Genomic DNA, 13,143 nt, shown 5'->3' with positions numbered 1-13,143 from the left:
TCCGGGTTTAATCCATTTGGCTGGTAATAAAAACATCATCAATCAAATATTTTGACTGCTTTTGCTCTTCATCAGCCCCAGGTAATGGCGGGTCATTCGTTTCATTTGGGGTTTTTCTGTCAGGTGTATTTCTATAGCTGCCTGTTCTGAATGAAATACGCTCCACTGACTTTATCGCCATAGCTGCTGGTAAATCTTCTGCAAGCAATTTATCATCAACATAAACAGAATAACTACCAATGCCATCAGCATTACAATTCACTTTTAAAGAATACCATTGACCTTTTTTATATTGAATCAAAGAAACCATTCTATCACCATTAAATACTTTGATAAATCCATCACCATCGAAGGACAACTGCACTGGTCTATTCCCAAATTTATCTGCTATTTCTATTTCAAACTTAGCGGTATCTGCTTCCTCCACTTTAACCTTAAAAGTGGCATTCACATTTTTTCCTTCCTGAAATACTCGAATAGCTCTTGCATAGTCATAAGGATCACTGTCTGTTAATTGAAGACACTGATTAGCATTAGTCTCTTTTATCAATTGCACTTTAGCCCATTTCGGAGAATATAAATTCCAATCAACAACAGCGCCTTCGGCAGTCATATTTTCGAAATCATCTTTTACATCCTGAGTGACTTCATATTTAATTGGAGTAGGAATACGACAAACCCACATATCTTCTTTGTTCATGCTATAGGTCATCCACATATCCGTACCGGGGGCATTTCCATTGCCAGGCAATATGCCTCGCATGTAGCAAGGTCCAAAATCTTTCCATCTGCCGGTAAACCTTCTTGGAGGCACCTCTGCCTGCACTAATAACAAGTTATCATAGATCATACCATCATCGCTGGTAGTTATAGCCAAAGGAAATCGATACTGAGTCTGATCTATTGGGTTATAAGAAATAGCATACCTGCCATCTTCCGTCTGCTGCCCCCAAACTTTACCTCCAGACATCACAAAAGTAGATGCTTTAACAGGATCAGTAAAGCTCACGCCACCATCAATAGAAAGTGCCGCATAAGACTTCTTCCAAAGCCCTACTATTTTACCATCTTTCCGGGTATACCAGTTAAAAGCCTGATGAGACCTATCCATATGATTAGGTGCATAAAAGCCATCCGCTCCATTGTCTTCTTCAAACCACTGCCAGGTCATTAATTTATCAGATAACAGTGCCTCGCAAGCTGCTCTAAATCCTTTATCTTTTGATTTTTTATAAAAAGGATATGATGTGTTAGTCTCATTCCATTTGGTCTGGCTATCATATCTAATAAAATAAATAGGACCCATGCTACCATCTTTATAAATCTCCCTTGCTACCCGACCGATACCATTTTCACCGAAAGGGTTTTCCGTATGTCCATAGAAGGCCACTGTTAGCAATCTGCCATTAGGCGCCACATAAAAACCCATGCGCTGGTGCATCATATACCCCGTAGAGCCTTTAGGAATCTCAACACCCTCTGGAGCTTCATAAGGAGGAAATGCAACTTGTGGAAAACCCCAGTCTTTACCATTTTTCGACGTAACCAGCATAGTTTGCACTGGAGCTATATGCTCATCTGCTTCACCACTGATGTATTGTTGGTAAAACTGCCCATTCCAGTAAGCCAGGTTAGAGGCATGATTGTATGTCCAACCATATCCGTCACTCATGTCAGGGTTGGTTCTGTTAGCTCTTAAGGTTTGGATATTCTCTACCCCTATGGCATACCTCAGCCCCGCCTCATGCCTAAATGGATCAATATGCTGACCTCCTACATACCTTATCGGCTCGTTCTCGCTCCCTGTTTGAGCATTTACAAACTGAAAACAAAATACACAAAAGAATATGGAGCATTTTACAACTACGCTCCGTAAGTCAGCAACTAAACTCATCATCATAAATCCATATTTTTTAAAACTTGGCGGAGTAATGTCACACTTCACTCATAGTTTATTAGCCTATACCCAACTTTGCGTCCAATAAATCAATCTAATTAAGAACACATTTAGACAAATTCGGCTAATGCTGTAAATGTGTGCGCATACTATGAGTGAATATAACCCAAGAATTTAAAGACTCCAAAAATTAAATCTGTTACAAACTGATAAAATTTGATTAGGTCAATCTCAAAATGACATAAAAAAGACCTATCCAAAATTAATTGAATAGGCCTTTTTCTTAGTTTAAAATATCTATCTATAAGCTACTAATTCACAATAATTAGTAGGTACATGATGATCATAATAGTCATCTACATTAAAATTGATTACCAACTGATTGCCATTAATCCTGCCATTACCCTGAATATAATATCCATCTACTCTTTGACTTGGGATGTAAATACTATTTCCGTTCACTTCAGCCAATACATCTATATTAGCTCCGTAAAAATTAGTCAGAAACACTTCATCTCTATATTCGCCTCTTACTACATCCATATTATAGTAAACATATTCATCGAAAGTGGTGCTATATTCATCCACCTCATAGTAACCTAAAAACTGATCTCTGGCATTAGATATCACAGGTTCTTCTACAACTACTACTTCACAACTAGCAAGTAAAATAGCTATAGGAATTATATAAAGTAATTGCTTTTTCATGTTGATAATCTTTAGAGTTATACTACATGAAATACAATAATAAGGCCAATAAAGAGTTAATGAATTTAATCAATTGATTTTCAGATATTTAAAATCACAAATCTCTAACAAATTGATCGTTAAAATGTAAGCTTTTATCCTTTTTCACCTGAACCTTTAGCTGCGAAAGGATATCTCCATCTTTATCAGAAAAATAGATATGATAAGTGTCTGGCTTAAGGTTATCAAAAATGTCATCAGTGAACCCGAGGCTGACCATAAGCTTAATAGGCTTTTTAAGCCGCTTACTCATCACTTCTCCTCCATGACCACTAATGACATTCACCCTGAATTCTTCAGGCTTTACAGAGGTTATATCAATGGATAATGCCAAATGCGGTAATATACTATTTTCTACTTTACCATTGTTTTGCTGGTACAATGATGCGGGTTTCTCTTTTAGACTATATTGCACCTGCATATCATAAGAATCAGCTTCTCTGAAAGGTATCATCGCCTGCATGCCAGTAAGCACGCAAAAACATATAGAATAAAACAGTAACATGAGTGAATAGCGTTTAGTATAATATACAAAAACTATCGCACAGAATCAATAATAAAGTATTACTGAGGCAAGCCATTCATTAAGCCGGCATACTTACTGATAAGTTCGAGCGTAGCCGAGTCAGTATCATACACTGAATACCAGCCTTGTTTCTCATGGGGAGGATCTCCAGTGAAAGGATCTCCTGCATGCCATAGTCCTGCTGCCTTTTTAGGCCTGCCTTCACCTGAATATGACCAGAAGTTGCACCCCATTAGCCCTTTGCCCGCATTTTGATAAACCTCTTCGAAAATGGCTTCAAATAGCTTATTTCTATTTTCAGTACTCGCGGTTATTTCAAAAGAACCATTATCTCGAGCAACGCCGAATTCTTCCAGTACCAATGGTTTATTCATTTTTTGGCTTAAAGCCAGATGTTCATGCAAATACTTCTTTGCTTTATAAATAGCCGAATCAAGATCTTCAGTGCCTTTTTTAGGATCATACCAAGCCCAATTTTCTACCCAAATATGCATGGTAGCATAGTCTATGTATTTACTTTGGTGATCTATCCAAAAGTTAGTGCCCGCGTGGTGTGTAGCCGTGTTACCCTCAGAGCCAATGCTCACCAAATGATTTTTATCCTTTTTCTGAATGAAGTGAGCCGTTTCATCTACCCATTTACGATAAGCTTCTATATTAGCATAGCCTCTGGGCTCATTACTAAGCTGCCATGACATAATGGTAGGATCATCTTTATACTTTATGCCGCTGATGGTATTAGTGCGGTTAATCATGGTTTTAATAAAATTTCGATATAATTTATTGGCCTTTTTATTAGCAAAGAAAGAACTGGAATGCTGCTGAAAATAATGCCAGTTAGTATTTTCTACCGGAGGGGAATAAACCATGGCAGAATCATTAGCCCATGAAATGTACTGAGACATACCTCCACTCCAAATCCAGAAATTATTAAGACCTACAGCGGCAGTCATTCCTCTTTTATTCATTTCTACCAGAAGAAAGTCTAACCCCTGAAACACTTCTTCATTATACTTACCTGCTTCTGGCTGTAAAGAAGGCACCACTCTATATGGGGCGTCATCAGGACCTTCTGAAGCACCGATAATACGCAGGTTTTTAATACCTAACTCCTGCATATGATCCAGCTCCCGCTTGAGTCGCTCACGGTCGCCAGCATTACCTGCTGAGCCCAGGTTCATGCCATACCAATAGTTGGTGCCAATAAAATAATAAGGCTCACCCTGATGGTACAAAAGACCATCTTTCACGGTAACGAACTGCTGAGCAAAACTAAAATATGAGAGATAAAATAAAACAAGGGTAAATATACAAGTGCGCTTATTCATGAGGTTGATTTTTCTGCTAATATGAGCCATAATACACTTTTTGAACCATGGCCGATATCACATTTTCGGTGGATAGATGTTACTTTTGCTCCTCTTCTACCGTGTTTTCCTCTTCCTCCTCACTTCTACCATACTCTGACGGATTCACACCAAAATATTTCTTAAAGCAACTTCTAAAATATTGTAAATCCTGAAAGCCTACTCTATATGTCACTTCGGCAATGGTAAACTCATTTCGCTCTATAAGCTGAGCTGCACGCTTAAGGCGTATAGTACGAATAAACTCGTTAGCAGACTGCCCGGTAAGTGCCTTGAGCTTTCTGTAAATCTGCATACGGCTCATACCTACATCTTCACCAAAATCTTCGACAGAATAAGCGGTGTTAGACATGTTCTTCTCCACACTTTCTAAGGCCTTTTCTATAAACAGCTCATCAGCAGAACTGAAAGTGACTTTTTTAGGCTCAATATCCAGCGTCTGATTATCATTAAAATGCCTCCTGAGCTGATCTCTGGTAGAAACCAGGTTTTTCACCTTCAAAGAAAGTACCTGATAGTTAAAGGGCTTAGTGATATAATCATCTGCACCGCTCTCCAGCCCTTCTACTTTGTAAATCAATGAAGTACGGGCGGTAAGCAAAATTATAGGTATGTGAGAAGTGGCTGTGTTTTTCTTAATGGCCTTACATAAAGCGATACCGTCCATCTCAGGCATCATCACATCACTAACTATCACATCTGGCAATTGTGACTCTGCCAGCTCAAGCCCTACCCTGCCATTCTCAGCCTCTATGACTTCATATTTACCTGCAAACATAGATTTGATATGACCACGCACCTCTGGGTTATCTTCTACTATCATCAGCTTTTTCAAATTGCCATCGGTAGTTGGCTTTTCTTCTGTTGGAGTTACGTCCATCAACTCCACTTCAAGGTCAGCCACTGATTGATAATGGCCGATGTATTCACTATCCTTAAAGTTCTGAATCATATCGGCATCTGTAAAATGAGCATTGCCCTTTTTCAGCGCCACAGTAAACACGGTAGATTGATTTACCACACTATTCACCGAAATATCTCCATGATGCATTTTCACTAAAGTGCGCGTAAGCGCCAGTCCTATACCAGTGCCTGACTTGTCTTCCCCTTCAGAATAAAACCGATTAAAGATTTTACCAATATTTTCAGGCGCTATGCCTCCTCCATTATCTTCTATTTTAATGAAAACCTCCTTTTCAGTCTCTTCAAGCATAATCTTAACTACCCCATTTTTAGGAACATGCTTAAAGGAATTAGACAGCAGGTTAAATAGTATTTTCTCGCACTGATCCCGATCATACCATACTTTTATATCATCACTATTGGTGTAAAACTCAAAATTGACACCCAGCTTCTCTGCCAGGCCTTCAAACATGAGCTTGATCTCCTTCACAAACTTCACTATGTTACCTTCAGCCACTTTCAGCGTAAGCTTACCAGACTCAGCTTTTCTGAAATCAAGCAGTTGGTTCACCAACCTTAATAGGCGCTGCGCATTTTTATTGATAATGTCCAGCTCATCTTTTACATACTTACCGCCCATTCCAGACTCAATCAACTTCTCTAGCGGACCAAGAATCAGGGTTAGCGGAGTTCTAAACTCATGCGAAATATTGGTGAAAAATTTCAGCTTAGACTGGTTCATTTTCAAAACCCCCTCCCTTTTCAGACGTTCCATTTTTATATCATTTATATAGTTGGTTCTCACAATAATGAGATGTCTGAAAAGCAACAAAACGGCCATAGCAAGCACAAAATATGCCAGCACAGCCCAAATGGTTTTCCACCATGGTGGTGATATATGAATGGTGATTTGCTTTACATCATCACTCCAAACTCCATCATTATTACTCGCCTTTACTTCAAACACATAATCACCATAATTCAGGTTAGTGTAGTTAGCAAAGCGTCGCTGAGAATTAGTATACTCCCAATTGTTATCATATCCTACCAGTCTATAGGCATACTGGTTTTTCTCTGGAGCCGCATAGTGTAATGCCGCAAATTCAAAAGAAATAGCATTTTCATCATAATCCAGATTGATTTGCTGTGCCTGATTGATCGGCTCCTGAAGTATAACTCTTCCGTTGAACTCTTCGTTAGGCACTACTTCTTTGTTATAAATATCAAAATCTGTTAACACCACTTTAGGTGGAAACGGATTTTCATTTACCTCATCTGGTTTTATTATATTAAGACCATTATTTCCTCCAAAAAAGAGGCGGCCTTTATCATCTTTATAGCAAACATTGTTATAGAAAAAGCCTCCTTGTATGCGGTCTCTCATGTCATAATGATGAACGGACTCTGCAGAATCATTAGGATTGAAAACGGTAATCCCATTCCAGTCTGAAAGCCATAGCTTACCTTGCTCATCTTCCAACATGCCTACTACCACTTCATTTTCACTTCGGCTGATATCATAACTTTTCCATTGGCCTTCATTTTTATCAAATTCATTTAAGCCTCCTTCACTTCCTATCCAGAGCCTGCCATTTTGAGCCTTATATATAACGTTTATAAAATCATTATTCAGCCCATTTTTAGATTGTCTGTATTGAGTTATATTCAGCTTACCGCCAACACTCTCAATAGACAAAAGTCCTTTTCCCCTAGTGCCTACCCACAATGTATTACCATCCTGATACATGGCTACCAAGGGCGCCTGAGACAATACCGATTCTTTAAACTGTGTTACCGTACCATCGGCATTAATCCTATTAAGTCCCCCACTCCAGGTACCTACCCACATTCCCCCATGATTATCATCTGCGAGAGACATGATGTAATCATCTGATATTTTGTGTTCTGTGGTAGAATAGTTGTAATGCTCATATTTAGTAACCGTTTTGCTATTTTTATTGATATAGCCTTTATAAAGACCATCGCCGGCGGTTCCTACCCATACTACCCCCGGCTCGCTAGCATCAATAGTCTGGATAAAATCACTAAAATCATTGGCTCCTTTCTCATCAATCTTATACCTGGTAAACAGATCTTTTATGACGGTAGTCTCACCCTCATCAGGATCAAAAAGGAAAAGGCCGCCGCCCATGGTACTTACCCAGTATTTACCCTCTCCATTGCCTTCTATACCTGTTATTATGCTTCGGCTATCATCAAAGCTACTGGTTTCGAAAAGCTCAAAATTCTTGTTATAAGTATCAAACTTATTGATACCCTTCTTAGTACCTACCCAAAGTACTCCTGTATGATCTATAAGCAAAGAAGTAACGGTATTATGACTAAGGCTTACACGCTCATTATAATCACCAAAAAAACTCTTGAACTCACGGGTTTTTGGATTGAATAGGCTTAACCCTGCTTCTGAACCCAGCATAATGAACTGGTCACTCTTTTCATAGGTGTACAGGGTACGAACAAAACTAAACCGCAAAGAGCTCTCTGGGTATAAATAATTATGAATTCCCTCTCTATCTAATAGTTTAAGGCCTTTTTTGGTAGACCAACATATTACCTCTTCACCATTATGCTTATAACTAGTTATTTTATAGACGTAGTTATTAGTAGGGCCATCATCTTCATCCAGGTGGTAATAATATTTATCAAAACCAGCTTCTCTATTATCTAAATTAAGCTTGTTAAGTCCTTTTTCTGTGCCCACCCAGAGGTTATTGGCTTCATCTATAAATAGTGAGGTGATGAAATTATAAGATATGCTTTTAGGATCATCAGAATGATAAAACCGGGTAAATTCCTTCTTTTCCGGGTCAAAAACATTGAGACCATTTTGCGTTCCTACCCATATATTACCATCTTTTGATTCTGTAATACTCCAGACGTTATTATTACTTATAGAATGATCATTAGTAGGGGCATACTGATAGTGGGTGAAGTTACCGGTAGCGCGGTCATACTGATAAAGGCCACCAATTAAGGTTCCTACCCAAATTTTACCCGAATGATCTTCATAGAGTGCGGTGATTTTGTTACTACCAAGCGTATTTTCAACGGCTCCTTTAGTTTGAAAAATGGTAGTGGTGTAGCCATCATAAAGCATAAGACCTTCCCAGGTTCCTATCCAGAGATAGCCTTTCTGATCTTCTATCATACAGTTGATAGACCGCTGAGACAAGCCTAAGTTTTCGTGCGGCTGATCAAAAATAATATCCTTTTGTAAAAGTGCTGAAGGCTGCCCTTTTGCAACACAAGCAGCCAAAACAAGAGATAAGGTAAAGAAGTAAACAGAAAACGTTTTCATAAAACGTAATATACAAGCTATGATTGAAAAAATGTAATATTGATTAGTTTATGTTACTTAAAATGATCTATTCGCCGTATTAGTTCCATCATAGCTCTATTGTTATGATAAGGGCATTTCCATGGCCCAGCCTTATCTTCACTTGTAATTATAGTTCCTATTTTATTGCTTCTCCAGTACCATTCTCCGTTCTCCTGATCGAGTAAGGTTTTATTAATAAATTGCCAATTATTCTTTAATGCATCTACATATTTTGGCTCTGGCTTTATTTCCCAGGCATTCATAAAGCCCACCAGAGCTTCGGCCTGGGGCCACCAATGCTTATCAGAATCTGTAATACCATGCTCATCTGCCTCATTCATGAGTGCACCGTCAGAATCAAGGCCTTCTTTAATTACAGCATCAGTCATTTTAATAGCTATAGCCCTAGCCTTTTCAATGAAAATTTTATCATCAAGTACTTCAGCTGCTTCACATAATAGCCAGCTTCCTTCTATATCATGACCAAATGATATTTCAGCTGATTTACGATTCCAGTTTTCATCAAAAAACAACTGAAAATGCGCACGACTATTTATGAACTTATCGAAGAAAACTAACAGTAAATTTCTTAATTGCCGTTGGAGCTCCTCATCAGGCCATACTCTATATAAATTAGTATAAGCTTCCATAACGTGCAAATGCGTATTCATGGTCTTCTTTTCATTAGCATCCTTTTCACTGAGCCGTAGATCGTCTATCTCCTCCCACTCTTCGGTGAAAGCTTCCATGTAGCCATTTTTAATCGCATCAAAACTATAGTGTTCAATATGCCTGAAAATATCTTTAGCATATTGCAGGCTCTTTTCATCTTTAGAGCATAAATAGTATTCTGACAAAGCATAAATAGCGAAAGCCTGTGCATAGACCTGCTTTCTCTTGTTTACGGGTTCACCTTTATAATCGACCATCCAATATACACCACCAAAATTTTTATCTATGAAATGCTTTATGATATAATCATAGGCTCTAAGCGCCATTTCATGGTAATTTTTATTGGAAGTGTACCTGGCGATATGGGAGAAAGTCCATAAAATTCTGGTATTGAGAATAACGGACTTATCCGCTTTAGGGTAAAGCTGGTTAAGTCCATCAATTCTGCCATAAAAGCCACCATTCACAGGGTCCTGCATTCTGCGGATCCAAAACTGCAAGGACCGGTGCATTTCTGCTTCAAACTCAGGCTTTGCTTTTTTCAGCCAAAACAGCATTTCAGCTCCGTTCATCATATCTGTCAATTGGTTTTCAATCAGTCTTAAATGGTACTGCAGGCAAGCCTTCTTTATTATATAGAGTAGCATTAGGGTTATCAGCCCAGGCGTATCTCACCGCCTTTGGTTCACTTACCTGATCAGAACTTACTAACACCTTATCTCCATTCAATTCAGCCTTAGCCTTATAAAATTTACCATCAGCTCCTGCTATAATAAAGCCATCTAATATGTCACCTTTCACTTTCAGGCCCGAACCGATGTTGGTAAAACTGATCTCAGCTTTATTACCATTCACCTGGATGCTTTTATACATAGGCCCTGAGTACACAATATCATCATTGTAAGCGACTTTTCTTGCTGCAAGCCACAGTCTTTTTCCTACATCCTGCTTATTTCTAGGATGAATATCTTCTGCTACTCCAATATCTATGATGGTGGCCATACCTGTATTAGGCAGCTCCAATGCACCTGTCTGCGCATCTCTTAGATAAGCCCAGTCACTTTCGGGCTGCACATCTTGTCTCTGTAAGTAGTTAGCTAATTGAACAAATAGAAAAGGAACATATTCCTGTTTCCAATGCACACGCCAATCGGTTATCAAGGCTTTAAATACATCTTCATAATATTCATGCTGGCCCGCATTGTTTTCGCCCTGATACCAGATAAATCCCTTAAGGCCATAACCTGAAAGTGGTGCTATCATAGCATTGTACAGAAACCCTGGTTTCCAATTATAAAACTCTACATTAGGCACTTTAGGTTCAATATTATTAGAATACTTCCACTTGCCTTCCAGATTGATTTTCTCATCATCTGTCTTTAACCATACTTTTCCGGGCTTGCCTATTCTGACTTTATTATCCCAGCTGTTTACCACTCTTACAGCTACCAGATTTTTTCCCTTTTTCAATAAACCAGGTTCAATATCCAGAATAGCGGTAGTATCTTGCCAGCCTTCTTCTGCTATTAATTTACCATTCACAAAAATCATAGCTTCCTGTAATAGATCACCCAGGTAAAGCTGAGCCTTTTGGGGACTATCTTTTAACTTAATCTCTTTTCTCAACCAAGCTACATCTGATAGCGGATCTTGAGTAGGAATCTCCACCTCCTGCCATTTATTATCTTTATATGAAATCATCTGCGCACCTGTTTTAAGCGCTCCTTCTTTATCGCCCAAAATATGCCATTTTTCTTCTTGATTGGCTTCATTTTCTCTTACCTTCTCTTCCCAATCCACATTAGGATCCAGCACATGAGCTGCCTCTTCTTTGTAGCCAGGTATGCTAAGCAGCTTACGGGCATCTACCCAGGCTTCAGCTGGCGTACCGCCCCAGTTACTATCAATAATACCTACCGGCACTTTCTTTTCCTGATGGTTATGCTTGGCAAAAAACCAGGCTACAGCAGAAAACTCTTTGGCCGTTTCAGGTGAGGCTTGCACCCATTCACCAGTAGATACATCAGATTTTGGCGCTGGAGCCAGCTCATTGATCACTTCATAATATCTGATATCAGGGTAGTTAGTATCTTCCAACTCTTCCTCCCAGTTATCTATTTTCCAGCCTATTTTCCATTCCATATTAGACTGCCCACCGGCTAACCATACGTCTCCATAAAGAACATCTCTAATAATAACTGTTCCTTCAGAAGTAACTTCTAATTCATAGGGGCCACCAGCCTGATGCGGTGGAAGTAGTAATTCCCACGCTCCGTTAGCATCTGAAATAGTAGTAGCCTCTATACCATCTATCTGTACATTTACCTTTTGATTTGGCGTATTCCAGCCCCATATTCTTAATGGTATATCTCTTTGCAAAACCATATGATCAGCAAAAATGCGAGGCAATGTCACTGATTGACAAAAAGAGTTATTGACAAACACCAATACAAAAACAGCAAGTATTAAAATTCTCTTGATCATCATTTTAAAAGCCATTATTTTTCATCCATTCAAGGTTCTTAGCAATCATTTCAGACCTTACTTCCACACTTTTTCCTGATCTGAGTCCATCTTCCGGAGTATTTTTACAATAGTCTACCAAACGCTCTACTGTGCTGGTAGCTACATGCATTCGGGTATCAGAAGAGGCATAGTAAATGAATATTTGTTCTCCGCGTTGTACCCAGCCATTTGCAAACACCACATTCGATACATCTCCCACGCGCTCTATGCCCTGCGGAGCTATTAAATGACCTGCAGGCCTATAAATAATTTTAGTAGGCTCCTCTAAGGAGGTCATGAACAAATAGAGCACATACCTAAGACCTGCCGCTGTGTTTCGCACTCCATGAGCCAAGTGAAGCCATCCTGCATCAGTTTTTATTGGTGCTGGCCCCTGCCCATTTTTCACTTCATTGATGGTATGATATCGCCTGTCTTCAATGATAATTTCACTGCTTATTTCAGGGTTAGTCATATCATCACACAAGCCCCAGCCAATACCACCGCCAGAACCAGTATCAATAAAACCATCCATTGGTCTGGTGTAAAATGCATATTTACCATCTACAAATTCAGGATGTAATACACAGTTTCTTTGCTGAGAAGAAGAAGTCTTTAAATCAGGAAGTCGTTCCCAGCTTTTCAAATCTTTTGTACGCACTATGCCGCACTGAGCTACAGCCGAAGAGAAGTCTCCCGGGCCAGCTTTAGGATCTCTCCTTTCTGTGCAAAAGAGGCCATAAATCCAGCCATCTTCATGTCTGGTAAGACGCATATCATACACATTCACATCAGGATCATCCGTTTCTGGCAATAAAATAGGGTAATCCCAAAATCGGAAATTATCTATACCTGTTTTACTTTCCGCTACAGCGAAAAAAGACTTTCTATCTACGCCTTCTACTCGGGCTACAAGTAAAATGCGATCATCTATACTAATAGCTCCGGCATTAAAAGCAGCGTTTATTCCTTGCCGCTCCAGTAGCAGTGGGTTGCGCGTTGCATCAAGATCATAGCGCCAGTGAACAGGTGCATGCTCAGCTGTTAATACAGGATTTTCATACCTTTCATACACTCCATTATTAGTGCCCAAAGGAGAATTCACCTGGTTTATTAAATATTCATACTCTTCAAAGAGTGCTTTAATATTATCTGTAGAATGTGATTTTAACATTGTCGATTAGTT

General features: G+C 39.1%; 8 protein-coding genes. All 8 read right to left on the bottom strand.

Annotated elements, in window-relative coordinates; genetic code table 11:
* Positions 1 to 7: 7 nt before the first annotated feature.
* On the bottom strand, positions 8 to 1,900 hold the full coding sequence (locus LVD15_RS18705) for a sialidase/neuraminidase family protein (protein WP_233776736.1): 1,893 nt from the start codon (positions 1,898 to 1,900) through the stop codon (positions 8 to 10).
* A 294-nt stretch (positions 1,901 to 2,194) separates the two neighbouring features.
* Positions 2,195 to 2,605: a hypothetical protein gene (locus LVD15_RS18700; protein WP_233776735.1), complete on the bottom strand. Its 411-nt coding sequence runs from the start codon at positions 2,603 to 2,605 to the stop codon at positions 2,195 to 2,197.
* A gap of 94 nt (positions 2,606 to 2,699) precedes the next feature.
* Complete coding sequence (locus LVD15_RS18695; RefSeq protein WP_233776734.1) at positions 2,700 to 3,149, bottom strand: hypothetical protein; 450 nt, start codon at positions 3,147 to 3,149, stop codon at positions 2,700 to 2,702.
* A 59-nt stretch (positions 3,150 to 3,208) separates the two neighbouring features.
* Positions 3,209 to 4,498 carry a glycoside hydrolase 5 family protein gene (locus LVD15_RS18690; RefSeq protein WP_233776733.1) on the bottom strand — a complete coding sequence of 430 codons (1,290 nt, stop codon included), beginning with the start codon at positions 4,496 to 4,498 and terminating at the stop codon, positions 3,209 to 3,211.
* 79 nt (positions 4,499 to 4,577) lie between these two features.
* Positions 4,578 to 8,759, bottom strand: a complete 4,182-nt coding sequence (locus LVD15_RS18685; RefSeq protein ID WP_233776732.1) for a hybrid sensor histidine kinase/response regulator transcription factor — start codon at positions 8,757 to 8,759, stop codon at positions 4,578 to 4,580.
* A gap of 53 nt (positions 8,760 to 8,812) precedes the next feature.
* Complete coding sequence (locus tag LVD15_RS18680; protein WP_233776731.1) at positions 8,813 to 10,027, bottom strand: AGE family epimerase/isomerase; 1,215 nt, start codon at positions 10,025 to 10,027, stop codon at positions 8,813 to 8,815.
* 16 nt (positions 10,028 to 10,043) lie between these two features.
* Entirely contained in the window at positions 10,044 to 11,939 is a 1,896-nt protein-coding gene (locus tag LVD15_RS18675; protein ID WP_233776730.1) for a sialate O-acetylesterase, read from the bottom strand.
* Position 11,940: 1 nt separating this feature from the next.
* Entirely contained in the window at positions 11,941 to 13,131 is a 1,191-nt protein-coding gene (locus LVD15_RS18670) for a glycoside hydrolase family 130 protein (protein ID WP_233776729.1), read from the bottom strand.
* Between the last annotated feature and the right edge of the window lie 12 nt (positions 13,132 to 13,143).

Origin of the sequence: Fulvivirga maritima, assembly GCF_021389955.1 — a bacterium.
Taxonomy (GTDB): domain Bacteria; phylum Bacteroidota; class Bacteroidia; order Cytophagales; family Cyclobacteriaceae; genus Fulvivirga; species Fulvivirga maritima.
The sequence above is the reverse complement of the archived record's forward strand: the minus strand, read 5'-3'. Positions and strand labels throughout refer to the sequence as shown.